This window comes from Rhodoferax sp. SPJ21 (genome assembly GCF_058216335.1).
The window spans coordinates 1,070,920-1,097,078 of record NZ_JBYZMO010000001.1; the positions used below are offsets into that span (position 1 = coordinate 1,070,920).

Annotated in this window: 22 protein-coding genes and 1 tRNA gene; 12 read left to right on the top strand and 11 right to left on the bottom strand. The window is 62.4% G+C overall.

The window, feature by feature from the left end:
- Positions 1–14: 14 nt before the first annotated feature.
- Genes AC4BBN_RS04845 through AC4BBN_RS04855 form a run of 3 tightly spaced genes read left to right on the top strand, consistent with a single transcriptional unit; the run spans position 15 to position 6,890 of the window.
- Positions 15–1,205 (top strand): vWA domain-containing protein, encoded by a 1,191-nt coding sequence (locus tag AC4BBN_RS04845; RefSeq protein ID WP_490590818.1) that lies wholly within the window; start codon positions 15–17, stop codon positions 1,203–1,205.
- Positions 1,206–1,209: 4 nt separating this feature from the next.
- On the top strand, positions 1,210–3,021 hold the full coding sequence (locus tag AC4BBN_RS04850) for an autotransporter assembly complex protein TamA (RefSeq protein ID WP_490590819.1): 1,812 nt from the start codon (positions 1,210–1,212) through the stop codon (positions 3,019–3,021).
- Entirely contained in the window at positions 3,021–6,890 is a 3,870-nt protein-coding gene (locus AC4BBN_RS04855) for a translocation/assembly module TamB domain-containing protein (RefSeq protein ID WP_490590820.1), read from the top strand. The genes AC4BBN_RS04850 and AC4BBN_RS04855 overlap by 1 nt, the downstream gene beginning before the upstream one ends.
- A 6-nt stretch (positions 6,891–6,896) precedes the next feature.
- On the opposite strand, the gene AC4BBN_RS04860 is transcribed toward AC4BBN_RS04855, so the two are convergent.
- Complete coding sequence (locus AC4BBN_RS04860; RefSeq protein ID WP_490590821.1) at positions 6,897–7,781, bottom strand: EamA family transporter; 885 nt, start codon at positions 7,779–7,781, stop codon at positions 6,897–6,899.
- Positions 7,782–7,867: 86 nt separating this feature from the next.
- Between AC4BBN_RS04860 and AC4BBN_RS04865 the strand changes: the two genes are divergently transcribed.
- Both AC4BBN_RS04865 and AC4BBN_RS04870 read left to right on the top strand, forming a co-directional pair.
- Complete coding sequence (locus tag AC4BBN_RS04865) at positions 7,868–8,368, top strand: Lrp/AsnC family transcriptional regulator (protein WP_490590822.1); 501 nt, start codon at positions 7,868–7,870, stop codon at positions 8,366–8,368.
- 166 nt (positions 8,369–8,534) lie between these two features.
- Positions 8,535–8,609: transfer RNA gene (locus AC4BBN_RS04870), tRNA-Arg, on the top strand.
- 146 nt (positions 8,610–8,755) lie between these two features.
- Here the strand turns inward: AC4BBN_RS04870 and AC4BBN_RS04875 are convergent.
- From AC4BBN_RS04875 to AC4BBN_RS04920, 10 genes are all read right to left on the bottom strand, one after another.
- On the bottom strand, positions 8,756–9,181 hold the full coding sequence (locus AC4BBN_RS04875) for a hypothetical protein (protein ID WP_490590823.1): 426 nt from the start codon (positions 9,179–9,181) through the stop codon (positions 8,756–8,758).
- A gap of 178 nt (positions 9,182–9,359) precedes the next feature.
- The gene (locus tag AC4BBN_RS04880; RefSeq protein ID WP_490590824.1) at positions 9,360–9,533 is read right to left on the bottom strand and encodes a hypothetical protein; all 174 of its coding nucleotides are present in this window, start codon (positions 9,531–9,533) and stop codon (positions 9,360–9,362) included.
- A gap of 424 nt (positions 9,534–9,957) precedes the next feature.
- Positions 9,958–10,959, bottom strand: a complete 1,002-nt coding sequence (locus AC4BBN_RS04885) for a glycosyltransferase family 2 protein (protein WP_490590825.1) — start codon at positions 10,957–10,959, stop codon at positions 9,958–9,960.
- Positions 10,960–11,440: 481 nt separating this feature from the next.
- The gene (locus AC4BBN_RS04890; RefSeq protein ID WP_490590826.1) at positions 11,441–12,349 is read right to left on the bottom strand and encodes a glycosyltransferase; all 909 of its coding nucleotides are present in this window, start codon (positions 12,347–12,349) and stop codon (positions 11,441–11,443) included.
- Positions 12,350–12,552: 203 nt separating this feature from the next.
- Entirely contained in the window at positions 12,553–13,293 is a 741-nt protein-coding gene (locus AC4BBN_RS04895) for a lysophospholipid acyltransferase family protein (RefSeq protein ID WP_490590827.1), read from the bottom strand.
- An 85-nt stretch (positions 13,294–13,378) separates the two neighbouring features.
- Positions 13,379–14,674 (bottom strand): dihydroorotase, encoded by a 1,296-nt coding sequence (locus AC4BBN_RS04900; protein WP_490590828.1) that lies wholly within the window; start codon positions 14,672–14,674, stop codon positions 13,379–13,381.
- 194 nt (positions 14,675–14,868) lie between these two features.
- Entirely contained in the window at positions 14,869–15,834 is a 966-nt protein-coding gene (locus tag AC4BBN_RS04905) for an aspartate carbamoyltransferase catalytic subunit (RefSeq protein WP_490590829.1), read from the bottom strand.
- Between the two features lie 6 nt (positions 15,835–15,840).
- Positions 15,841–16,329, bottom strand: a complete 489-nt coding sequence (pyrR, locus tag AC4BBN_RS04910) for a bifunctional pyr operon transcriptional regulator/uracil phosphoribosyltransferase PyrR (RefSeq protein ID WP_490591389.1) — start codon at positions 16,327–16,329, stop codon at positions 15,841–15,843.
- Positions 16,330–16,337: 8 nt separating this feature from the next.
- Positions 16,338–16,748: a Holliday junction resolvase RuvX gene (gene ruvX / locus AC4BBN_RS04915; RefSeq protein WP_490590830.1), complete on the bottom strand. Its 411-nt coding sequence runs from the start codon at positions 16,746–16,748 to the stop codon at positions 16,338–16,340.
- On the bottom strand, positions 16,745–17,344 hold the full coding sequence (locus AC4BBN_RS04920) for a YqgE/AlgH family protein (protein ID WP_490590831.1): 600 nt from the start codon (positions 17,342–17,344) through the stop codon (positions 16,745–16,747). The genes ruvX and AC4BBN_RS04920 overlap by 4 nt, the downstream gene beginning before the upstream one ends.
- 218 nt (positions 17,345–17,562) lie before the next feature.
- On the opposite strand from AC4BBN_RS04920, the gene AC4BBN_RS04925 reads away from it, so the two are divergent.
- The 7 genes from AC4BBN_RS04925 to AC4BBN_RS04955 all read left to right on the top strand — a co-directional run bounded on the left by AC4BBN_RS04925 (position 17,563) and on the right by AC4BBN_RS04955 (position 26,142).
- Positions 17,563–18,822, top strand: coding sequence for a sarcosine oxidase subunit beta family protein (locus AC4BBN_RS04925; protein WP_490590832.1), 1,260 nt, complete (start codon positions 17,563–17,565; stop codon positions 18,820–18,822).
- 162 nt (positions 18,823–18,984) lie between these two features.
- Positions 18,985–19,293 (top strand): sarcosine oxidase subunit delta, encoded by a 309-nt coding sequence (locus tag AC4BBN_RS04930; protein ID WP_490590833.1) that lies wholly within the window; start codon positions 18,985–18,987, stop codon positions 19,291–19,293.
- Positions 19,290–22,286, top strand: a complete 2,997-nt coding sequence (locus tag AC4BBN_RS04935; protein WP_490590834.1) for a sarcosine oxidase subunit alpha family protein — start codon at positions 19,290–19,292, stop codon at positions 22,284–22,286. Before AC4BBN_RS04930 ends, AC4BBN_RS04935 begins: the two co-directional genes overlap by 4 nt.
- The gene (locus AC4BBN_RS04940) at positions 22,279–22,923 is read left to right on the top strand and encodes a sarcosine oxidase subunit gamma (RefSeq protein WP_490590835.1); all 645 of its coding nucleotides are present in this window, start codon (positions 22,279–22,281) and stop codon (positions 22,921–22,923) included. Before AC4BBN_RS04935 ends, AC4BBN_RS04940 begins: the two co-directional genes overlap by 8 nt.
- Before the next feature lie 12 nt (positions 22,924–22,935).
- Positions 22,936–24,210 (top strand): serine hydroxymethyltransferase, encoded by a 1,275-nt coding sequence (gene glyA, locus AC4BBN_RS04945; RefSeq protein WP_490590836.1) that lies wholly within the window; start codon positions 22,936–22,938, stop codon positions 24,208–24,210.
- A gap of 23 nt (positions 24,211–24,233) precedes the next feature.
- Positions 24,234–25,205 (top strand): dipeptidase, encoded by a 972-nt coding sequence (locus AC4BBN_RS04950; protein ID WP_490590837.1) that lies wholly within the window; start codon positions 24,234–24,236, stop codon positions 25,203–25,205.
- 64 nt (positions 25,206–25,269) lie between these two features.
- Positions 25,270–26,142, top strand: a complete 873-nt coding sequence (locus AC4BBN_RS04955; RefSeq protein WP_490590838.1) for a glycine betaine ABC transporter substrate-binding protein — start codon at positions 25,270–25,272, stop codon at positions 26,140–26,142.
- Positions 26,143–26,159 lie beyond the last annotated feature (17 nt).

Here is a 26,159-nt window from a genome sequence, read left to right on the forward strand (position 1 = left end):
TGCTTGCCGCCACCATGCTGATCGACTTCTTCTACACCCTGCGTTCCGCCAAGCTGCCGGTCTCCGTCAAGGAATACCTGAGCCTGCTGGAAGCGCTAAAGGCGGGTGTTGTCGGTCCGGCCAGAGAAGACGGCACCTCCATTGACGACTTCTACTACCTCAGCCGCACCACCCTCATCAAGGACGAAAAGCACTACGACAAGTTCGACCAGGCTTTTGCCGCCTACTTCAAGGGGGTGGAGATGGTGGCCGACTTCACGCAAGACATCCCGCTGGATTGGCTGCGCAAAAATCTGGAGCTGGACCTCAGCCCCGAAGAAAAAGCCCAGATCGAAAAAATGGGCTGGGACGCGCTGATGGAAACGCTCAAAAAGCGTTTCGAAGAGCAGAAGGAACGCCACGAAGGCGGCAGCAAATGGATAGGCACCGGCGGCACCAGCCCCTTTGGCGCCAATGGTTACAACCCCGAAGGCATACGCATAGGCCAGGAAAAGAGCCGCCACAAAAGCGCGGTGAAAGTATGGGACCAGCGCGCCTTCAAAGACTACGACGACCAGCAGGAGCTGGGCACGCGCAACATCAAGGTGGCGCTGCGCCGCCTGCGCAAGTTCGCCCGCGAAGGCCATGCCGACGAGCTGGACCTGCCCGACACCATACGCAGCACCGCGGCCAACGCCGGCTTCCTGGACATCAAGATGGTGCCGGAGCGCCACAACAACGTGAAAGTGCTGCTGCTGATGGATGTGGGCGGCAGCATGGACGAGCATGTGCAACGGGTGGAGGAACTCTTCAGCGCCAGCAAAAGCGAGTTCAAACACCTGGAGTTTTACTACTTCCACAACTGTGTGTACGACTTCATGTGGAAGCACAACCGCCGCCGCTACAGCGAGAAATTTGCCACCTGGGACGTCCTGCACAAATACAACAAAGACTACAAACTGATCTTCATCGGCGATGCGACCATGAGCCCGTATGAAATCCTGCAGCCCGGCGGCAGCGTGGAATACAACAACGAAGAAGCAGGAGCCGAATGGCTGCAACGCCTGACGCGCGCCTTCCCACAGTTCGCCTGGATCAACCCAGAACCGCAAGGCCTGTGGCAATACCGCCAAAGCATCGCCATCGTCCAGCAACTGATGGGCCAACGCATGTTCCCCCTGACGCTCAAAGGCCTAGAAGAAGCCATGCGCTTGCTTTCCAAGTAATCGGATGCTGCGCAAAGTTATATGGATCAGCCTTTGGGCGTGGGCTTTTGCAGGGACTGCTGCATGGGCCCAAACCCCTGCCAAATCGGCGTTTGACCTGCGCATCAACGCGCCAGCCAATCTGACCGACATGCTCACGCGCCACCTGGAGCTGCAGCGCTACCGCAGCCTGACTGACCTGGACACCACCGAACTCACGCGCCTGCTGCAAGCCGCGGAGCGCAATACCCGCGACCTGCTGGCCACGCGCGGCTACTTTGCGCCCACGGTCACGCTGACCACGGTAGACACACCACAAAGCCAGACGGCCCCGGTCGAAGTGGTGCTGACCGTGGACCCGGGCGAGCCGACCCGCATCAGCGAGGTCCACATAGCCTTCAGCGGCCCGCTGGCCGACGACCCGGACAGCGCGCCGCTGCGCGAAAGCATACGCGCCGACTGGCAACTGCACCCCGGCGACACCTTCACCCAGGACGGCTGGGACGACGCCAAAACCCAGGCCCTGCGCAGCCTGACCGCGCAGCGCTTTCCCACCGGTGAAATCCAGAACAGCCTGGCCGACATCGACCCCGACACCCACCAGGCACGCCTGGAGGTCACCCTGGCCTCAGGCCCGGCATACCGGTTTGGCGCCATGGAGGTGCGTGGCCTGGAGCGCTACGACGCCAACCTGGTGCGCAACCTGGCCCAACTGCCCACCGGCTCCGACTACACCCAGGCACAGCTGCTGCAGGCCCAGCAACGCCTGGCCGACAGCGGCTATTTCGATTCGGTCTTTCTCACACTGGACACCACCGGCGACCCTGCCGCTGCGCCGGTGGTTGCGCAGCTGCGCGAGGCCAAGCTGCAAAAGCTCGTGCTAGGCGTGGGCTTCAGCACCGACAGCGGGCCCCGCATATCCGCCGAGCACACGCACCACCAACTCCCTTGGATTGGCTGGCGCGGCGTCTCCAAGCTATCGCTTGACCACAAGACCCAAACGCTGGGCACAGAGTTCACCTCGCACCCTGACGAGCGCAGCTGGCGCTGGGTCACCTCCGCCCAGCTGGAGCGCGAAGACCTCAGCGGCACCGTGACCAACAGCCAACGCCTGCGCGCCGGCCGCACACAGATCAACGACCACATCGACCGCAACATCTACCTGCAGTACGACCACGCGAGCACGACTACCGACTCCGAGCCGCAAAGCACAGCCAGCGCCATCAGTGCCAACTACGCCTGGACGCAACGCAACTTTGACGACATCCGCACCCCCACATCGGGCTACGGCGTGGCCGTGGAACTAGGCCAGGGCCTGACCTTGGGCAATGACCGCCAGCCCTTCACCCGGGTGCTGAACCGCTGGCTGGCCTACTTCCCGCTGAGCCGCCTGTTGCCGGTAGATGGCCCGTCCATGCGCCTGGGCCGACTGGCCATGCGGGCCGAAGGCGGTGCCGTGGTGGCCAAGGCCAGCGCCAACGTGCCCAGCACACAAGAGTTCCTAACCGGTGGCGACACCACCGTGCGCGGCTACAGCTACCACAGCATCGGCATCGTGGCCGCAGACGGCACGGTCAGTGCCGGGCGCTACATGGCCTCCGGCAGCCTGGAATGGCAGCGGCCCATCGTCTACAACGGCCGCACTACCGAGTGGGAAAGCGCGGTGTTCGCCGACGCCGGTGCGGTAGCTAACACCATCGGCTCGCTGGAAACCAAGGTCGGCGTTGGCGCCGGCGTGCGCTGGCGCAGCCCGGTCGGCCCGGTGCAGATCGACCTGGCCTACGGCCTGGCCACCCACAAGATGCGGCTGCACCTGAGCGTGGGGTTCAGCTTCTGATGGCGATCTGGCGACTTTCACGCAAGAGCCTGCTGTGGATGCTGGGCGCACCCTTGGTTCTGCTGGCCCTGGTGGCAGCCCTGGCGGGTGGGCTCTGGCTCTGGCTGGGTAGCGGCACCTCGCTGGCTACGGTCCTGGACCGCGTGGCACCTTATCTGCCCGCAGGCCATTCGCTGCAAGCGCGCGACGTCAGCGGCTCGGTGCGCCAGGGCGGCCACATCGGCAGCCTGCATTACCAAAGCCCAGACATCACCATAGACGCGCAAGACATCGCGGTGGAATGGCAGATCCAGCACCTGCTGCAGCGCAAGCTAAACCTCAGCCAGCTGCGCGTGGCCCAGCTGCGCATTACGCAAGCCCCTTCTACCAGCCCCAGCAAACCGCTGACCGAGGTGGTCCTGCCGCTGCAGCTGGATGTGGTGTTTGCGGTAAATGACCTGCAATGGACTGGCCCGCCCGCTCTGCTGGCCAGCAACCTGGCAGGCCGCTACCGTTATGACGGCAGCCAGCACCAACTGAGGCTGGACAGCCTGCACATCGCATCCGGCCAATACAGCGGGCAAGCCCAACTACAAGCACACAGCCCCATGGCCTTGGACGCAAAGGTAGAAGGCCAGGTTGAAACCAGTATTCCGGGTAGCAAAACTCCTTTGCACATCGCTGCAAGCGCCTCTGCCCAAGGCCCCTTGGCCGGCCAGGATGCCCAGTTGGAAGTACGGGCCCAGCTGACCCCAGACAAGGCAGCCCAACAGCCCTTGCAAGCCACCGTGACAGCGCAAGTACGCCCCTGGGCAGAGCAACCACTGCACCAGGCCGAAGCAAAGTTTCAGGACCTCAACCTCGCCGCACTCTGGCCCGACGCGCCGCAAACCCGTTTGAGTGGCACCGCCCAGGTCATGCCCGATGCGTCCAGCACACCAACAGGCAGCCGCTGGAACGCCAGCGCAGCCGTGGACAACCGCCTCAGCGGCCCCTGGGACAAAAACCGAATTCCGGTAGACAGCGCGCGCGCCCAACTGCAGTTTCAACAGGGCGCCTGGGTGGTGCAGTCGCTGACCGCCCAGCTCGGCCAGGGCAGCCTGCATCTGCAAGGCCATTTGCAAAACCATTTGGACGGCACGGCCAGCAACGACTGGACCGCCCAGGCCGAGCTGCAACGTATCAACCCCTCAGCCATACATACCCAGCTGGACCCAGCCCCGCTGAACGGCCAGCTCAGCGCCCAAAGCCGCAACGCCGCCATCAGCTTCACCGCCGCCGTGCAGCCCGCCGGCGCAGCGCCCGCACGCTCGGCCCTGAACGGCCTGCGCATACAGCAGGCCCGGGCCGTGGGCCGCTGGGCCCAGGGCACGCTCAGCTTGTCCACCTTACAGTTACAGACCGACGACGCGCAACTGCAAGGCCAACTCGATGTAGCTCTGGCCAGCCGCGCGACCAAAGGACAACTGCAGCTGAGCCTGCCCGGCGCCAAGGCCGACCTGCAAGGCAACATCAGCGCCCAACAAGGGGCAGGCGATGTCAGCCTGCACGTGACCGACGCGTTGTCCACCACCCGGTGGCTAGCCCGCCTGCCCGGCCTTGCCACCCGCCTGCAAAACCTGGCCGTCAAAGGCCAGGCCGACCTGAAAGGCCACTGGACCGGCGGCTGGGCCAACCCGGTAGGCTCTGCACAAAAATCAGACGCCAACGGGCTGGGCCTGCAAGCCCAACTGAGCGTGCCCACGCTGGAGCTGCGCCCCGCCAGCGGCGAACCCATCGTGCTGCGCAATGGCAAGCTGGACCTGTCCGGCAGGCTGCACGCAATGGACCTGCAACTGCTGGCCGAGCTGACTACCGGCACCCAGCAGCTGAAGCTGGACAGCCGCGCCAGCGCCGATCTTTCCGCCTCCAGCCAGTGGCAGGCCCGCATCGCCAGCCTGGTGCTGCAACTGCAGGACAGCACGCGGCCCGGACCGTGGCGGCTGCAGCTGGACCAACCACTGGCCCTGAAACTGGCCCGCAGTGCCGGCACTACGGCACTGGACGCCGCCGCCGGCACCGCCAGCCTGACCGGCCCGGCACCAGGCAGCGCACGCATTAGCTGGCAGCCCGTGGCCTGGTTCCAGGATGGCGCGCACACCCGGCTGCGCACCCAGGGCAGCGTGCAAGGCATCACCATGGGCTGGCTGGAAACCCTGGCCGCCAGCAGCGGCCAACTCGCGCAACTGGGGCTGAAGGGCGACCTGGTGCTGGACGGAGACTGGGACATCCAGGCCGCCCAGACTCTGCAGGTCAGCGCCAACCTCAGCCGACGCAGTGGCGACATCTTGCTGCAAACCGGTGACGACACCAGCCCCGCGCGCGCGGGGTCCGCCAGCACGGCCAGCACCATCAGCGCTGGCATCCGCACCGCCAGCGTGGGCCTGCGCAGCAATGGCCACCAGATGCGCGCCAGCCTGCGCTGGGACAGCGAGCGCGCCGGCCAGATCGAGGCCAACCTCGGCACGCAAATCAACAACAGCGATAGCGGCTGGACCTGGCCTGCCGACGCGCCGCTGAGCGGCAGCGTGCGTGCAGAGCTGCCCCGGGTCGGCATCTGGTCGGTACTAGCCCCGCCCGGCTGGCGCATGCGCGGCACGCTGGCCGCCAACGCCAGCCTCAGCGGCACCCGCCAGGCACCGCAATGGACGGGCACGCTGCAGGCCGACGACCTGGCGCTGCGCTCGGTGGTGGAAGGCATAGAGCTACGTGACGGCCGCTTCCGCGCCACGCTGGAAGGCCAGCGCCTGAACATCAATGAATTCAGCCTACGCGGCGCCCCCACCGGCGGCACCGGTGCTCCCGCAACGAACGACGGCGGTACGTTGACCGCCACCGGCTTCGCACGTTGGTCCAGCGTAGCTCCGGTTGGCATCCAGCTGGATCTGCAAGCCCAGGCGCAGGCCCTGCGCGTCTCTGCCCGGGCCGACCGGCGCCTGTCGGTCTCCGGCAAACTGCAAGCCCATCTGGACCAAGGCAAGCTCAGCCTGCAGGGCGCACTGAAGGCCGACCAGGCCCTGTTCATCCTGCCCGATGAAACCGCCCCCAGCCTCGGCGACGATGTCGTGGTGCGTACCCGCAGCACCGGGGCCATGGCCACCACAGCGGCCACGCCCACCGCCTCCAAGAACACGCCCGACATCACGCTGGACCTGGACCTGGGCAACGACTTTCGCCTGGTCGGGCGCGGCCTAGACACCCGGCTGACCGGGCAGCTCAAGCTGCGCGCCGGCCCCACGCTGGCTGGCCCGCGCGTCACCGGCGAGCTGCGCACCGTGCGCGGCAGCTACCGCGCCTACAGCCAGAACCTGGATATTGAGGAAGGCATCCTGCGGTTCAACGGCCCCTACGACAACCCCTCGCTGGACGTGCTGGCGATCCGCCCCAACCTCAGCGTGCGCGTAGGCGTGCAGATCACCGGCACCGCCCTGGCGCCGCGGGTGCGGCTGTATTCCGACTCCGACCTGTCCGACGCTGAAAAGCTGGCCTGGCTGGTGCTGGGCCGCAGTGCGGCCAACGGTGGAGCCGAAGCTGCGGTACTACAGCAAGCCGCGCTGGCTCTGCTGGGCGGCAATGGCAAGGGTATTTCAGGCGGCCTGGCGTCCGCACTGGGCCTGGACGAACTCTCATTCAGCGGCAGCGGCACCAAAACCGACGGCACCACCACGGCCGCCGCCGTCACCTTCGGCAAGCGCCTGTCACGCGACTTCTACGTGGCCTACGAGCACAGCCTGGCCGGCACGCTGGGCACGCTGTACATCTTCTACGACCTGAGCAAGCGCTTCACCCTGCGCGGCCAGACCGGCGAGCAAAGCGCAATCGACCTGATTTTCACGCTGACCTACGACTGACGCCTGCTAGGCTGTTACCACCTGCGACGCATGCGTCTGTGGCCGCCGCGCCGTGGCGGCACTGCCCATGGACGCGGCCATGATGCAGCCTATGGCCAACCACTGCTGGTGGTTCAGGTGCTCGTCCAGCAGACCCATAGCCAACACCGCGGCCACTGCCGGCTCCATGCTGATCATGATGCCGAAAGACTCCTTGGGCAGGCGCTTCATCGCCACCATTTCTAGAGAAATGGGCAGCGCGCTGGAGATCGCCGCCACACACACGCCAACCAGCAACACCGTGGGCGACAGCAGCGCCACGCCGGCATGCACGATGCCCACCGGCACCACCACGATGGCTGCCACCAGCAGGCCCAGCGACACCGAATGTCCCGCATGCAAATGGCCGACCCGCTTGCCAAACACGATGTATAGAGCCCATAGCACCGCCGTCCCCAGCGCGTACAGCACGCCCGTGGGGTCCAGATCGTTGCTGCTCAGGCCCAGCGGCAACAACATGCCCAGGCCCAAAACCGCCAGCGCCAACCAGACAAAGTCTACCGTCCGGCGCGACGCGGCAATCGCCAAGGCCAGCGGCCCGGCAAACTCGATGGCCACGGCCAGCCCAAACGGCAAGGTGCGCAGCGACATGTAGAACATCAGGTTCATCGCGCCCAGCGCCGCGCCATAGCAGGCCACGGAGATCGCGTCGACCCGCGACAGATGCCAGCGCCAGGGCCGCCACAGGACCAGCAAAAGCAGGGCTGAAAACCCCACCCGCACGGCCGACGTGCCCTGCGCGCCCACCAATGGGAAAAGCTGCTTGGCCCAGGACGTGCCAAGGCCCAGGGCCGTCACCGCGCCCAGAACCGCCAAAAAAGGAATTACCCGTGGGTACCGTGTCAAAGTCATGGGCGAAAATATAAATCGCAGCACAGCTGGTTTTCGCTGCAATTTCAGGCCACAAACGCAAGATTCGCTCACCACCCCGTCACCACATGCCCGCAGCCCTGCCCCTAGACGCATTCGACATCGCCATCCTCGACATCCTGCAAAAGGACAACAGCGTGCCCCAGCGCGCGATTGCCGAGGCCGTGCACCTGTCGGCGCCGGCTGTGCAGCGGCGCATCCGGCGGCTGCAAGACAGCGGCGTGATACGCGCCAATGTGGCCGTGATAGACGCGGCCAAGGTCGGCCTGCCGCTGACCATCATCATTGAGCTGCACCTGGAGAACGAACGCCCCGACCGCACCGCCGCCATGCGCGCCCGCATAGCTGCCGAGCCTGCGGTACAGCAGTGCTACAGCGTGACCGGCGAGGCCGACTACCTGCTGATCGTCACCGTCGCCTCGATGGCCAACTACGAAGCGCTGACGCGGCGCCTCTTCGAAGGCGACGACAACATCCGCCGCTTCCGCACCTCGGTCACCCTGGGCTGGCTGAAGTCCGGCCTGCAGCTGCCGCTGGACAAAGCGCTACCGAGCGGCACTGCTGGATAAACATATAACAAATAGGCCGCTAGCGCATATAGAGATTGCATCAACAGCTACGCTTTCAATAGCAAATATTCGTCTGCACAACACACCAGGTGGCGCTAGAACGTGATTTTCACGCGGTCCTGCGACCACACCAAAACCGGCCTTGCCAGGCCCTACAATCCCGGCTCCCCTTGTAGTTCAATGGATAGAACGAGTGCCTCCTAAGTGCTAAATACAGGTTCGATTCCTGTCGAGGGGACCATTGGAATATCGTAAGTAATTGATTTTATTAACGAATTTCCAAAAACAGAATAAGGCGTGGTAGAAATAGTGGTAGTTCGACCTTATGCGCATCGCCTTTGGCCCTTTCACATGACCCTGGAATACACCTATTCGACGGGTTTGGCCTCAGTTCCACTGGCACTTGGACTCTTGAGCAACATCATTGTCCTGAGAGAATGAAACCGCCCTCCCGCTCTTATAGTTTTTGTACACAAATTCGTAGATGTTGGCGCCCTGGCTGGTGACTGCGTATTCACCCGAGATCTTGCCGCCAACTACCTCCAGCCAGACGGACCTGACCTCGGACGGGCGGCCTGGCGCGGTGGGGGTGGCATCGGTGGACAGCAAAACCAGCGGAATGACGTGCTTCGCGCCCTTGTACCGAACATAGGCTGCAGACCAATCACTTTCGACCTCGGAAAACAGGCGCCACTCCAGTCGGATCGGCCTGTCGCCCCCGGTTGTAAGGCAGCGGAAGTCGACTTGCACCGGTTCTCGGGCCATGGCCACAACAACTGGAGCTATCAGAGCCGCGAAGAGAAGTGATCGCATTCCCCGTTTCACAAAAGCCCTCCAGCTTCGCGTATGGCGAGCGGTGCATTCTGCCACCCATCGGCAACGGTTCCAGCATGCCATGAAGCCGTACTGACGGTCTGCCAGCAGATACAAAAACCGCTGAAAGTGTTTACCACCCGACATATTTCGCCTGCATGGCTGCGCGGCATGCCTTCTACACTCCGACCTTCAACCTATCCTGAAAGGTTCGCATGTCCATCAGCGCCACGTCGTCCGCAGGTTCCACGCCGCCGCCCACCGCAAGCAGCAGCACCCAAACCAGCGCGCCGGCAAAGACCGATGCCAGCAGCCCGTCTGCAGCTATACCCGAAATCAAAAAAGACCGCACAGTTTCGTCCGGCGCTCAGGACGAGCACTTCAACGTGCAAATGCCAATACAGCCTGTTTCCAACGGCCTTGGGCAAACCATAGGCCAGCATTTAAACCTGCGCGCGTGAGCCCCCACTGATTTTTATGAAAAACGGCTGTGGCGCTTATTTTCATTGCGCAGGCAGCTATTTTTAATGTAGCAACGGCACTTTAGAGAAAACGGGGAATACGGCACCCTGGGTCTGCTGTATGGTGAGGAGCAATCTGGTGTGAAAACAGCTGCGTTAAGACTGGTAAGCCCATGCAGGTGCAATCACTACCAAACCACTGTGGCTAAATCGAAGTACATCTAGTCAGTTGGGGCCCATTCTTTGGCTGACGGAGACCATTCAACGCTGTGACTGCCAACTTGCAACCGAGATTAGATTGTTTTTCAAAATCTGCTATTTAAGCCAAATGTAGACTCTATAAGGTATTATTTTTGAAATCCAATGCAAAATCCATACGAAGTTATCCATTTTTCCGGGTGGACCACCAACCCCATTAATACCATCCAGCAAACCGCACAAACATGCATTGCTTTTCTTCAAAAAACCCTTTTCATGCAGCTTGCTTGACTCCAACAAACTGCGGCTCAACAAGCGCAGTTTCAAAAAACGACGGTACGGCGCAGGCGTATATTTATTCCAAAACAAGAATCCATTCCGCGCCATTAAGTAAAAGTAATATTCAGGCCGCTCAAAATGAATAGCGGTACGGCGAGGATGGAAAACACGCGAATCAAAAGACATTTTATTCAACCAGCCGGCACGAGATAATCGAACACCCAAATCATTATCTTCATAATAGGCAAATAGATCTTTATCCAGCAAACCGACCTCCTTTAAAGCATCCAGTCGGTAGAGTGGAGCAGTTCCATGCAGCCACATATCTTTCGGATGCTGGGCTTGCAAAACCTGGGCATCGGCAATGTTATTGGGTCGCCTAGACTCTAAAGCGGTCCAATCGTACAAAGCACCGCAAAAATCCATGATCTCGTGGTCATGTAATGCAAGGATCACGGGGGATATTGCACCGCATTCAGGGGCATTCTGAATATCGACAACCATTGTCTGGAGAGCACCGGGCTCCACCACCGCATCACTATTCAAAAGCCAGACATAATCCGCGCCCTTTTCCAAGGCAGATTGAATGACCACATTGTGCCCCCCGGCAAAGCCCAGATTCTTAGCCATGCGCAGCAGTTGCACGCCACTTTCCTGCAAGCCTACGTTTAGCGCATTCCAATCTTCAAGACTAGACCCGTTGTCCAACACCACTACGCAAAAATCTATACCGCCCACTACAGACAACAACGCCGATGTAACGCATCGTATAGTTTCCGCCGCAGTATTCCAATTAAGAATACTAATAACAACAAAAGGTCGATTTGATTTTTTGCGCATGTATTTAAACTTAATTAAAAATTACTCAAAAATAAATAAAACACCTTCCAATAATATATTTTCTATAAAATTAATTAATAAAAACTAGAACAATTAATTATTTAAAAATCTATCAGAGATAACATACCCATTACTAAGAATCCGTTCGTCGCCCCAGTTGCGACAAAATCCGTCAATCTCTTACCTCACCATTCAAAGCCGCTTCCGCAAAAAAGACCATTGAAGTAGCTAGCAAGTTTTAGGGAACCAGCATGCGATCAGGCACCATACATATCCCATGCCAGGACAGCGACGGCGACGGCGAAATACGATGGCAATCGCGGGCCAGGTTCTGCAGCTACTCGCTCGCTCGACTGCTGATAGGCCATACCGGCATGGTTGACAACAACTCCTAGTACAAATATGCGACAGCCAGGGCTGCCTATCATTTTGGCCCTCATCACGTACCCGACGACAAAGACTGGCGCTTACACCACCAGACTTAACCCAGGCCCGCGATACAACGCAGGGCATAGGTTTTGAGATAACGCAGATTGGTCGGGTCCAGCCGTATCGCCTCGCGGATGAAAGGCTTGGCGGCCTGTATGTCGCGGTCGTGCTCTATGTGCTGGTAGCCGCGGCCAAACAGTTCGGCCGCCAGACGCGTGCGGATATCCGGCAAGGTCTGCCACGGGGCCTGGCGCATGCAGCGCTGCTGGATGTCCAGGACTTCCTGGTTCATGGGCAGGCGGCTATTACGCCCGGATATGGTGTTGGGTGAGTCGTACAGCACACCCAAAGGGCCCGGCACCTTCATCAATGGGTATTTGGCCGCAAAGCGCAGCCACAGGTCGTAGTCCGCAGCGATGCGGTAGCGGGTATCAAAATCGCCCAGCTCCGCGTGCAGCGATGTGCGCCACACCGGCTGTGACCCGGTGATACAGCGCAGCATCAGCTCTTGAGGGGTGTAGTCCGGCCAATGGCGCAGCTTGGCGCCACGCCGATCGCAGTCGGCAAAGGTTTCGTTTTCCGTGTGGCTGATCAATTGGTCCGCGTAGGCCAGCGCCACCTCGGGGTGCTGGTCCAAAGCGGCCACCATGACCTGCATGAAGTCCTGGCGGTGGCGGTCGTCGGTATTGGCGTTGGTCAGGTACTTGCCGCGTGCGAGGGGGATGGCCCGGTTCCAGGCTGCGTACAAGGGCTCACGGTCGGTACGGATCAGCTGTATCTGCGGGTACTGGCGAGCGAACTGGGCACAGATCGCACTTTCACCCTCAGGGGAGCCGCTATCGATGACCAGCACCTGCATTTCACTGAACAAGGTCTGCGCGACCAGATCCTCCAGGCAGCCGCGCATGAAGCGCTCTGCACTGTAGGTAGAAACAATCGCCGTAATGAGAGGAAGTGCCATGTCCAAGCAAGGTGAAGCGCGGACGTACCACGCAGATATCGATTTGTAACCGTTTGTCGCCGATTATTTGCGCAGCAAGTCGCATTTCGGTGGCGGCCAACCGACAAAAGTCATACTAATCGTACGATTTATGGCATTTGTTCCACACGATTGGGCATGCCCAGGGGCCTCCAGGAGCTATGAGGCGGGCACCTGAAGCCCGGCTAGCGGAACTGGTGCAGTTCCTCAACTGCCCGCTGCAGGTCGCGGGCCCAGGTGCGGCGGTCCCGGCCGTCCGCATGCTGGGGCTGGCCGTAGGCCACCTCGGCGGCGATGTTGTTGGCGCTGAGGGTACGCCAGAGCGAGCCGAACAGGGTATCGTCTCCCACAAAACGCGGGCCATCGTGCGGCACGCCGGTGCGTGAGTCAACGAAGCGCAGCGCCATCGGCAGCACCGGCACCTGCGACGAAATCGCCGCCTGGAACAGATTCGCATGGAAGGGCAGCACACCGCGCCCGTCACTGGTGGTGCCCTCAGGGAACACTGCCACAACCTCACCAGCCTGCAGGTGCTCGGCCATATGGTGCACTACGCGCATGGCATCGCGGCGCTTGGCGCGTTCGATGTACAGCGTGCCCACGCCCGTAGCCAGCGTGCCGACCAGGGGCCAGTGCTTAATTTCAGACTTGGAGACAAACCGGCAGTAGCCTGCGGCATGCACTACCGCAATATCCAGCCAGGAGATATGGTTGGACACCAGCAGCAACGGCCCATGGGCCGGCATGCTGCCCCGCACCCGCAGGGTGATGCCCAGCACCACCAGCACCTGTTTGGACCAAGCCTCTACCTCACGCTGCTGGGCAGCCGCGTCCATCTGCGGGAAATGCCGGCGGATGGTCCACCAGCCCTTGAGCACATGCAAAAGCAAGCCCAGCACCTTGGCCAGAACGCGAAAAATATGCATACAACCCGATCCAACCTAGGCGCTGAGAAATTTAAGAAAAAAGTGCCGCTAGCGCAGAAGATACCTGCACTAGCAGCTACTATTTTTATAGTGCGTCAAATGCCACGTGACCGGCCACGACAGCACAGCGCACACGGCCCGGTAGCTCGTAGCCCGAAAACGGCGTGTGCTTGCCCTGGCTGCGCAGGCTGTCGGCAGCCACCGTCCAGTTGGCGGCGGGGTCGAACACGCAGAGGTCGGCCACGCCGCCTTCGACCAGTTGGCCCAGGCTGGCTTGCAGCGTGCCCAGGCTGCTGCCCAGCACGGCGGCAGGCGCGCAGGTGACGGCGGCCAGCGCGCGCTGCAGCGGCACGCCGTCGTCCTGGCTCCACTTCAGCGCCAGGCTCAGCAGCAGCTCCAGACCGGTGGCACCGGGCTCGGCTTCAGCGAAAGGCAAGGCCTTGGCGTCGGCTTCGACCGGCGTGTGGTCGGACACCAGCGCGTCGACAGTCCCGTCCGCCAGCGCAGTGCGCAGTGCTTCGCGGTCGCGCTGCTGGCGCAGTGGCGGGCTCAGGCGGGCCCGGCTGTCGAAGTAACCGATGTCCGTATCCGTCAGGTGCAGCGAGTTGATGCTGACGTCGCAGGTCACACGCAGGCCGTCCTTCTTGGCCTGGCGCACCAGGGCGATGCCGGCAGCACTGCTGATGCGGCAGAGGTGCACGCGGGCGCCGGTGGTCTTCATCAGCTCAAAAATGGTGTGCAGCGCGATGGTTTCGGCGGACACGGGCACGCCACTCAAACCCATGCGCGTCGCCAGCGGGCCGCTGGCGGCCACGCCCTTGCCCAGGTGCAGCTCTTGCGGGCGCAGCCAGACGGCGTAGTCAAAGGTGGCGGCATATTGCAGCGCGCGCTGCAGCACCTGGGTGTTGCCCAGGGGCACCTCGGCCTGGCCGAAGCCGATGCAGCCCGCGCCGGTGAGTTCCACCATCTCGGTCAGCACCTCGCCCTGCAGGCCACGGGTCAGAGCGCCCAGCGGGAACAGGCGGGCCTGGTGGTTCTTTTTGGCGCGGAACTTGAGCATTTGCACCAGGCCGGGCTCGTCCAGCACCGGGTCGGTGTCGGGCGGACAGACCAGGCTGGTCACGCCGCCGGCGGCTGCCGCAGCCATTTCGCTTTCCATCATGCCTTCGTGCTCGTAGCCGGGCTCACGCAGGCGGGCGCACAGATCCACCAGGCCGGGCAGCACGATGCAGCCGCTGGCGTCCAGCACGCGGTCGGGTTGGAAGTCGGGCACATCGCGGCCAATCGCGATGATGCGGCCCGTAGCGATGGCGATGGAGCCGGTGGTGTCCAGCCCGCTGGCCGGGTCGATGATGCGGCCGTGTTGTATCAGGGTCTTCATATTTTTATACCAAATAGGGCTCTTGCGCAGGTATTACCTACGCTAGAAGCTATTAAATAAATAGCAAACGCTTCGGCCATCAACGGCTCCATTCCAGAGATACCGCGGAACTGGCTTTGCCAGGCCGCAGGTATCGCCCCCTGCAAGGGGGTTGGCGGAAACGCGCAGCGTGGAGCCTGGGGGTGTTCCACAATCTAAGCTTCGTTCCCGGCGACGATGCCCATGACGGCCATGCGCACGGCGATGCCGAAGGTCACCTGCGGCAGGATCACGGCCTGTTTGCCATCGACCACGGCGGAGTCGATCTCCACGCCACGGTTGATCGGGCCGGGGTGCATGACGATGGCGTCCGGCTTGGCCAGAGCCAGCTTTTCGGGCGTCAGGCCGAAGCTGCGGAAGAACTCCTGGCTGGAAGGCAACAACGCGCCGCTCATGCGCTCGTTCTGCAGGCGCAGCATGATGACCACGTCGCAGTCCTTGATGCCCTCTTCCAACGTATGGCAGACGCGCACGCCCATCTGCGCCATGTCGCTGGGCACGAGTGTCTTGGGGCCGACCACGCGAACTTCGGCGCAGCCCAGCGTCGTCAGCGCGTGGATGTCGGAGCGCGCCACGCGCGAATGCAGCACGTCGCCCACGATGGCCACGGTGAGGTTGCTGAAGTCTTTTTTGTAGTGCCGGATGGTGTACATGTCCAGCAGGCCCTGCGTGGGGTGCGCGTGGCGGCCGTCACCGGCATTCACCACGTGGACGTGGGGCGCGACGTGCTGGGCAATCAGGTAGGGCGCGCCGGACTCGCTGTGGCGCACCACGAAGATGTCGGCAGCCATCGCGCTCAGGTTGGCAATGGTGTCCAGCAGCGACTCGCCCTTGGCGGCGCTGGAGCGGGCGATGTCCAGGTTGATCACGTCGGCGCTGAGGCGCGTGGCGGCGATCTCGAAGGTGGTGCGGGTGCGGGTGCTGTTTTCGAAGAACAGGTTAAACACGCTCTTGCCGCGCAGCAGCGGCACCTTCTTGACCTCGCGGTCGTTCACGCTGACGAAGTTGGCGGCGGTGTCCAGAATCTGCGTCAGGATGTCCTTGGGCAGGCCTTCGGTGGACAGCAGATGGATCAGCTCGCCGTGCTTGTTGAGTTGGGGGTTATTGCGTTTGTACAGCATAGGTTACTAGCCTTCGACGTTGAAGCTGAAGGCGCCGGCATCGCTGCGCGCCAGTTCGAGCTTTTGGGTGGTGGGCAGGGCCACACGGGCAGCAGCAAAGTCGGGGTGGATCGGCAACTCGCGGCTACCACGATCGACCAGCACGGCCAGCTTGACGGCGGCCGGGCGGCCAAAGTCAAACAGCTCGTTGATGACGGCGCGGATGGTGCGGCCGGTGTAGAGCACGTCGTCCAGCAGGATGATGTCGGCGCCATTCACATCGAAGGCCAGCGCGGTCTGACCGCCTCCGCCGGAAACCATGCCGCGCTTGGAAAAGTCGTCACGGTGCATGGCGCTGGAAATCACACCCGGTTTGCCGGGCAGTTGCAGATCGGCCTGCAGGCGCTCGGCCAGCCAGGCGCCGCCGGAGGTGATGCCGACCAGGCGGGTGTCGGGCTTCAACAATGCCCTGACACCTTTTAAAAGCTCAAGGTACAAGGCTTCAGCATCAAGCATGAGTGTGCTCACGGAATACTCCTCAAAAATTGTTCCAGGATGATGCAGGCCGCAGCGGCATCAGCGTCTTTGGCGCCCATCTCCAGCGCTTCTGTGGTGCTATAGCGCTCATCTACTTCGAAAACAGGCAGGTTGAAGCGACCACGCAGCTGGCGGGCGAACTTCTGGGCGCGCCGGGTGTTGTCGTGCGCGGCACCGTCCGGGTGGAAGGGCACGCCGACCACGATGGCGTCGGGCTGCCATTCCTTGACGCGGGCGGCGATGGGAACGAAGCGCGCATCGCCTTCGGCGTTGATCGTGCCCTGCGGCGTGGCGGTGCGGGTGAAACGGTTACCGACGGCAACGCCGGTGCGCTTAAGGCCGTAGTCAAAGGCCAGGAAAGATTGCAAATTGGCGGGAACGGTTACCGGTTCGGTCATGCATGCCCTGCTTCGGGGGACAGCATCCAGGCCTGCAGGCCCAGCAGCATCAAAGCCTTGTCGTAGCGCTGCTCGACCGGGGTGTCGAAGATCACGGACAGATCGGCTTCTACGGTCAGCCAGCTGTTTTCACCCAGCTCGGCCTCCAGCTGGCCCTCGCCCCAGGCCGAATAGCCCAAAGACACCAGCACCCGACGTGGGCCGGCGCCGGTAGACAGGGCTTCGAGTACGTCTTTGGAGGTGGTCATCTCCAGCCCGCCAGGAATGGCCATGGTGGAGGCGTAAACCGACTCGGAGGGGTCAACATCGTTGGCGACAAAAGCCTCGTGCAGCACAAAACCGCGCTCGGTCTGCACCGGGCCACCCTGGAATACGGGGCTGTCGCTCAGGTCAGCGCGGCGCAGAGGCAGCTCGACCTTTTCAAACAGGGCTTGAAGGCTGATGTCGCTGGGTTTGTTGATCACCAGGCCCATCGCGCCGCGCGCGCTGTGCTCACACAGGTAGACCACACTCTTGGCGAAGGCATCATCCTCCAGCCCGGGCATGGCAATCAGGAAGTGATGCGTCAAATTCATGGGGGATGCATCAGGGGTCATGCTGCCATTTTAAGACAGCACGTCGCCCCCAATCCGCCTGCCGCCCCATTACAGGGAACCCATGAAACCAGCTTTGCCGGCCACAAGGTTTACCCCGGCAGGTAGCCAATTCCCGCCACATGTCGATTTTGAACAAGTGCACGTCCGCACGGCGCAAGGTGACACACAAGTGACATCGAACAATAGACGCAGATTCATTGGACCCCCACGAGAAACCCATGCGCGGCCAAAACTACTCACTCTGGAGCCTGCTCAAGCACGGCTTTAAAAACCACCAAACCTGGGAACCAGCCTGGGAACGGGTGGCCCTGAAACCTTCTTATGACGTGGTGATCGTCGGTGGCGGCGGGCACGGCCTGGCCACCGCCTACTACCTGGCCAAGAACCACCCCGAGGTCGGCAAGATCGCGGTGCTGGAAAAAGGCTACCTGGGCGGCGGCAACACCGCCCGTAACACCACCATCGTCCGTTCCAACTACCTGTGGGACGAATCTGCAGCCATCTACGAGCATTCGCTGAAGCTGTGGGAAGGCCTGACCGAGGACCTGAACTTCAATGTGATGTTCAGCCAGCGCGGCGTGTTCAACCTGGGCCACACCCTGCAAGACATGCGCGACATCGAGCGCCGGGTCAACGCCAACGCGCTGCAGGGCATCGACGCCCACGTGCTGAACGCACAGGAAGTCAAAGAAAAAATCCCCCAGCTGGACTGCAGCCGCAGCCGCCGCTACCCGGTGCTGGGCGCCAGCTGGCAGCCGCGTGCCGGCATTGCCCACCACGACGCCGTGGCGCGTGGCTTTGCCCGCGCGGCCAGCCGTCTGGGCGTGCACCTGATCGAGGGCTGCGAAGTCACCGGCATGGACATCCAGGGCGGCAAGATCCGCGGCCTGCAAACCAACCTGGGCGCAGTGAAAACCGACCGAGTGGGTTGTGTGGCCGCCGGCCACTCCTCGGTGCTGGCCAAGATGGCTGGCCTGCGCATGCCGCTGGAAAGCCACCCGCTGCAGGCCTTTGTGTCCGAATCCATGCAGCGCGTGATCGACACCGTGATCATGTCCAACGCCGTGCACGGCTACCTGAGCCAGTCCGACAAGGGCGAACTGGTGATCGGTGCAGGTATTGACAGCTACCTGGGCTACGGCCAGCGGGGCAGCCCGCACGTGATCGAACACACGGCCGCCGCCATCATCGAACTGTTCCCTCAGTTCTCTCGCGTGCGCATGAACCGGCAGTGGGGCGGCATTGTGGACGTGACGCCCGACGCCTGCCCGATCATCTCCAAGACCGCCGTGCAAGGCCTGTTCTTCAACTGCGGCTGGGGCACAGGCGGCTTCAAGGCCACGCCAGGCTCTGGCCATGTATTTGCCGACATGCTGGCCCAGGGTGAACCCGGACCGCTGTCCAGAGCTTTCTCCGTAGACCGTTTCCTCACCGGCCATTTGATCGACGAACACGGCGCCGCTGGCGTCGCACACTGAGCATGACGAAAACCCCCAGGCTTGCCCACTGCGTGTGGCCTCCAACCCCCTTGCAGGGGGCGACACCAGCAGCCTGGCAAAGCCAGTTCTGCGGTATCTCTGGAAAGAGTCCGTCTCATTTATTGCGTTGTGTTTTACGCAACGTGCTGTGGAGTTAACAAGATGTTTCTTTTGCACTGCCCCCATTGCGGCGAAACGCGGGACGAAGAAGAGTTCAGCAACGCCGGCGAAGCCTATATCCCCCGCCCTGCCCAACCCGAAGCCGTGGACGATGCCGTCTGGGGCGACTACGTTTTCTTCCGCAAGAACACCAAGGGCTGGTTCTGGGAACAGTGGCAGCACACAGCTGGCTGCCGCAAGGTGTTTGCCGTGAAGCGCAACACCGCCACCTATGAAGTTGCTGGTAGCTGGACCCTGGCCGAAGGCAAGGCCCTGTTCCTGGCGGATATGGCCAAGGAGCACACAGCATGAGCGGCACCCGCGTAAAAGTACCTGGTACACGCATCGACACGACGCGCACCGTCAAGTTCAGCTTCGATGGACGTGAATACACCGGACACCCCGGCGACACGCTGGCCTCCGCACTGCTGGCACACGGTGTGCGCCGCATGGCCCGCAGCTTCAAATACGGCCGCCCGCGCGGCATCATCGGCGCCGGCGCTGAAGAACCGAATGCACTGGTGCAACTGGGCACGGGCGCGTTGACCACGCCCAACGTCAAGGCCACCCAGGCCGAGTTGTATGACGGCCTCAGCGCGAGCTCCACCTCGGGCTGGCCGTCGCTGGACTTTGACCTGAAGTCGGTGCTGGGCCAGGGCTCGCGCTTCATGCCCGCCGGCTTCTACAGCAAGACCTTCAAGTGGCCGCAAAAGCTGTGGCCCTTGTATGAAACCGTGATCCGCAAGTTCGCCGGTTTCGGCGACGCGCCCGCCGAGCCCGATCCCGAACACTACGACCATCTGCACCACCATGTGGACGTGCTGGTAGTGGGCGGCGGTGCCTGCGGTCTGCTGGCCGCGCTGCAAGCCGGCCAGGCCGGCTTGAAGACCGTGCTGCTGGACGAGCAAAGTGAAATCGGTGGCTGGCTGCTGTCCGACCCGAGTGCGCAGATTGACGGCCGCAGCAGCGATGCCTACATCCGCGCCGTATTGGCGGCTCTGCATGACATGCCCCATGTCACCGTACTGCCCCGTACCACGGCATTCGGCATGTACGAACAAAACCTGGTGCAGGCCGTGGAGCTGGTACAAGACCATATCGCCCCGGAACGGCGCCAGGCCCACATGCCGCGCCACCGACTGCACAAGATCCGCGCCCACCACATCGTATTGGCCACGGGTGCCATCGAGCGGCCCCTGGTGTTCGGTAACAACGACCTGCCCGGCGTAATGACCGTGTCCGCAGGCCAGACCTTTCTGCAGCGCTATGGCGTGCGCGTCGGCCAACGTGTCGTCATCTGCGGCACCAGCGACCTGATCCACGACTGCGCCGAATTGCTGGCCAAGGCCGGCGCGAGCGTCACGGTGGCCGATGTGCGCCACGGCGCGGTAGCCCGAAATAAAAACTACACGGTGATGGCCGGCCACGGCATTGCCGAAGTTACTGGCGGCAGCGAGGTCAAGGGCGTACGCCTGGTGCCTCTGCATGCCACGCGGGACGAAGTGGCCGGTGCCAGCACCCACATTGCCTGCGATGTGGTGCTGAGCTCTGGCGGCCTGTCGCCCACGGTGCATCTGTTCTGCCATGACGGCAGCCGCCCCACCTGGGACGAGTCCGTTGCCGCCTTCGTCGTCCCCAGCCAGGGTCGCAAAGGCGTGGCCTGCGTCGGCTCCGTGACCGGTGCATTTGAACTGCCTGCCGCGCTGGCACAAACCACGCAGGCCATGCAGCAGGTGCTGGCCCGCTGCGGCAAGCCCCAAGGTCTGCAGGTGCCCACCTGCAACCAAGCCAAGCGCATGCCGGCCCGCCCCATGTTCCGCCTGCCCGACGGCAAGCAGGAAGGCGCTGGTGCCAAGGCCTTTGTGGACTACCAGAACGACGTCAGCGCTGCCGACATCGAGCTGGCGGTGCGCGAGAACTACCACTCCATCGAGCACGTCAAGCGCTACACCGCACTAGGCTTTGGTACCGACCAAGGCAAGCTGTCCAACGTAAACGGTTTCGTGATTACCGCCCGCGCCCTGAAGCGCCCGGTGAATGAAGTCGGCACCACCACATACCGCCCGGCCTACACGCCGGTCAGCCTGGGTGCGCTAGCTGGCACCATGACCGAAGATTGCTTTGACCCGAGCCGCTACACCGCCATCCATGCGTCCCATGTGGCACGCGGCGCAGCGCTGGAGCCGGTCGGCCAATGGCTGCGCCCCTGGTACTTCGCCAAGCCCGGCGAAGACCTGCACGCTGCTGTGAACCGCGAATGCCTGGCAGCCCGCAACGGCGTGGCGGTCATGGATGCATCCACCCTGGGCAAGATCCAGATCGACGGCCCGGATGCCCGTGAATTCCTGAACCGCATCTACTCCAACGCATGGACCCAACTGGCCGTCGGCAAATGCCGCTACGGCCTGATGCTGGACGAAAACGGCATGGTGATGGACGACGGCGTGACCGCCTGCATCGAGCAAAACCAGTTCTACATGACCACCACCACCGGCGGCGCCGCACGCGTTCTGAACTGGCTCGAACGCTGGCACCAGACCGAATGGCCGGACCTGAAGGTGTGGATGACCTCGGTGACGGACCACTGGTCCACCATTGCCCTGGTCGGCCCCAAAGCCCGCGCCGTGCTAGCCAAGCTGTGCCCGGACATCGACCTGTCGGCCGAGAACTTCAAGTTCATGGACTGGCGTCCTGGCACGGTGCACGGCCTGCCGGCACGTGTGTTCCGCGTCAGCTTCTCGGGTGAGTTGTCCTACGAAATCAACGTCGAGTCCGGCTATGGCCATGCCCTGTGGGAAGCCGTGATGGCCGCCGGAGCCGAGTTCGACATCACCCCTTACGGCACCGAGACCATGCACGTGCTGCGCGCCGAAAAGGGCTTCATCATCGTCGGCCAGGACACCGACGGCTCGATGAGCCCGCTGGATCTGGACATGGCCTGGGCCGTCGGCATGAAGAAACCCTTCAGCTTCCTGGGCAAACGCTCACTGGCCCGCAGCGACACGGCGCGCGTTGGCCGCAAGCAACTGGTCGGACTGTTGCCAGAAGACCCAGCAACCGTGCTGATCGAAGGCGCGCAAATCATGGAAAGCGCTACTGTCGGCACCAGCAACCAGATGCTGGGCCATGTGACGTCCAGTTACCACAGCGCCTTCCTGGGCCGTTCGATCGCCATGGCCGTCGTGATGGGTGGACTGCAACGCAAGGACCAGACCCTGTACGTGCATGCCCACGGCAAGGTTACGCCGGTCAAGGTCAGCAGCAGCGTGTTTGTGGATGTGAAAGGTGACCGTCAAAATGTCTAAGGTTCTGTTGGAATCTCCGCTGCACGCCTTTGGCCTGTCGGCACGTGTACAAACCCCAAGTAGCAGCGACCGCATCGTGCTGGCCGAGCTGCCCCACATGGGCTACTTGGTGCTGCGCGGCAAACCCGATGACGCCGCCTTCATGCAAGCCGTAGCCGGCGTGCTGGGCCAGGCACTGCCCACCCAGCCCATGACTGTATTGAATACCGACGCAGGTGCGGTGCTCTGGGTGTCGCCCGACGAATGGCTACTGGTGTGCAAGCGCTCGCGCCGCGACAGCCTGCTGGCCGCACTGACCAGCGCCGTGCAAGGCCTGTTCGCGCAAATCGTCGACAACAGCGGCGGCCTGACGTCCATGCGCCTGGCCGGCCCCGACCACATCCAATTGCTACGCCAGCTCGGCCCGTATGACTATGAAAGCCTGGCCGTAGGCCGCTGTGCCAGCACCGTGGTTTCCAAGACCGGACTGACCGTGGTGCGCACCGACACCGCCGGCGTGGTGCTGGTGTTCCGTCGTAGCTTTGCCGACTACACCTGGCGTCTGCTGGAGCGCACGGCACGGTCCTACCAGCCATGCATCACGAGCCCGGCGCACTGCGCAGACCCGGTATTCACACCCTTGTTCGAAACCATTTGAAAAGCTTTCACCATGACCACTGAAGCCTTCTTCTCTACCGGCGTAGCCCAGGCCGACCCTGCAGTCAGCGTCGCCATGGACCACGAACTGAAACGCCAGCGCGAACAGATCGAACTGATCGCATCGGAAAACATCGTCTCCAAGGCCGTACTTGAAGCCCAGGGCTCCGTGCTGACTAACAAATACGCCGAAGGCTACCCCGGCAAGCGCTACTACGGTGGCTGCGAGCATGTGGACGTGGTCGAAGCGCTGGCGATCGAACGCCTGTGCAAGCTGTTCGGCTGTGAATTCGCCAATGTGCAGCCGCACTCGGGCGCGCAGGCCAACACCGCCGTCATGCTGGCCCTGGTGCAGCCCGGTGACACGGTGCTGGGCATGTCGCTGTCGGCCGGCGGCCACCTGACGCACGGCGCAAAGCCAGCGCTGTCGGGCAAGTGGTTCAAGGCCGTGCAGTACGGCGTGCGCCGCGAAGACTCGCTGATCGACTACGACGAAGTCGAAGCTCTGGCTGTCGAACACAAGCCCAAGCTGATCATTGCGGGCTTCTCGGCCTACCCACGTACTATCGACTGGGCCCGCTTCCGAGCGATTGCTGACAAGGTCGGCGCGCTGCTGATGGTGGACATGGCCCACGTCGCTGGCCTGGTCGCCACAGGCGTCTATCCCAGCCCGGTTCCGCATGCGCATGTGACGACATCGACCACCCACAAGACCTTGCGTGGCCCGCGCGGCGGCGTGGTTCTGACCAATGACGCCGAGATCGCCAAGAAGATCAACTCGGCCGTATTCCCCGGTTCGCAAGGTGGCCCGCTGATGCATGTCATTGCGGCCAAGGCCGTGGCCTTTGGTGAAGCGCTGCAACCCAGCTTCACGGCATATACCCAGCAAGTCGTGGCCAACGCCAAGGCACTGGGCGCCGTACTGAAAGCCGGTGGCCTGGACCTGGTGACCGGTGGCACGGACAACCATCTGCTGCTGGTCGATCTGCGCCCGCTGGGCCTGAAGGGCAATACCACCGAGGTGGCGCTGGAGCGTGCCGGCATTACCTGCAACAAGAACGGCATCCCGTTCGATGACGAGAAGCCAACCATCACCTCGGGCATCCGCGTCGGCACCGCTGCCGGCACTACTCGCGGCTTCGGTGTCGCGGAATTTGAAGAAGTCGGCCGTCTGATGCTGGAAGTCTTCAACAGCCTGAAGACCAACCCTGCCGGCGACCCGGCCGTCGAGGCCTCGGTCTACGCCCGCGTTAAAGCCCTGACCGCCCGCTTCCCCCTCTACGCCTGACTTTACGCCTGAAGGAAATCACCATGAGCAATCTGCACCAGGACTCCGTCGTCATCGACGGTCTCATCATTGCCAACCTGAACCGCAGCGTATTTGAAGACATGAAAAAGGGCGGTTTGGCCGCCGCCAACTGCACCGTCTCTGTGTGGGAAGACTTCCCCAAGACGGTGGACAACATCGCCCAACTGAAGCAGCTCATCCGCGACAACAGCGACCTCGTCACCCTGGCCCGCAACACGGCTGACATCGTCCAAGCAAAAGCCGATGGCAAGACCGGCATCGTCCTGGGCTTCCAGAACGCCCATGCCTTTGAGGACAACCTCGGCTACATCGAGGCCTTCCACGACATGGGTGTGCGCGTGGTCCAGCTTTGCTACAACACGCAAAACCTCGTGGGCACCGGATGCTATGAGCGCGATGGCGGTCTGTCCGGTTTTGGTCGCGAGGTCATCGCAGAGATGAACCGCGTAGGCATCATGGTGGACCTGTCGCACGTGGGCAGCAAGACCTCTGAAGAAGCGATCCTGGCTTCTACCAAGCCCGTGGCTTACACCCACTGCCTGCCCCTGGGACTGAAGGACCACCCGCGCAACAAAAGCGACGCCGAGCTGAAATTCATCGCCGACCACGGCGGCTTCATCGGCGTGACCATGTTCTCGCCGTTCCTCAAGCGCGGCAATCAGTCCACCGTGCACGACTACGTCGAGGCTATCGACTACGTCATCAATATCGTTGGCGAAGACTGCGTGGGCCTAGGCTCAGACTTCACCCAAGGCCACGGCCATGAGTTCTTCGACATGCTGACGCATGACAAAGGCCGCTGGCGCCGCCTGACCAACTTCGGTGAGGTGATCAATCCCGAAGGCATCCGGACCATCGGCGACTTCCCCAACCTGACGACCACGATGCAGCAGTCCGGCTGGTCCGATACCCGCATCACCAAGGTACTGGGCGCCAACTGGATGAAATTCTTCGACCAGGTCTGGGGCACCTAAGGTCCACAACCCACTGTTTTCCCCGCCTCTCGTATTCCCCATCCACAACCAGGAGTTAGCTGCTATGACCGTTTCGTTCTCCCCCCGCAAACGTCGTGAGTTCCTCACACAGACTTTGGGCCTGTCCGCACTGGCCGTGTCCGGCAGCGCATTCGCACAAGCCAAGGCCACCATCAAGATTGGCTTTGTCGATGGCTGGTCGGACAGCGTCGCCACCACCAATCTGGCCGCCGCCATCATCCGCAGCAAACTGGGCATGAACGTGGAGCTGGTACCCCTGGCCGCCGGCATCATGTGGCAGGGCGTGGCGCGCGGCGACATCGACGCCACGCTGTCTGCCTGGTTGCCTGTCACGCACGAGGCCTATCTGGCCAACTTCAAGGACAAGGTACAGATCATCGGCACCAACTACCCCGGCGCCAAGATCGGTCTGATCGTGCCCGAGTACGTCAAAGCCACCAGCCTGGCTGACCTGAATACCCACCGCGCCGACTTTGACAACCGCATCGTCGGCATCGACGCCGGCGCAGGCGTGATGAAAAAGACCGAGGAAGCCATCAAGGCCTATGGCCTGGAAATGCGCCTGCAGCCCAGCTCCGGCCCCGCCATGGCCGCCGAACTGGACCGCGCCTACCGCGCCAACAAAGCGATCGCCGTGACCGGCTGGATTCCACACTGGATGTTTGCCAAGTACAAGCTGCGCTTCCTGGCCGACCCGAAGAACATCTACGGTGCCGAGGAGCATGTGGACAGCGTAATCAACCCCGGCTTGAACACCAAGGCGCCCACGGTTGTGGCATTCCTGAAAAAGCTGTCCTGGAAACCAGAAGAAATCGGCGCCGTGATGCTGGCCGTGGAAGGTGGCGCCAAGCCTGCCGACGCCGCAGAGAAATGGATGAACGACAACGCTGCCCGAGTGGCTGGATGGCTAGCCTGAGATTTGAATAGTTAAGG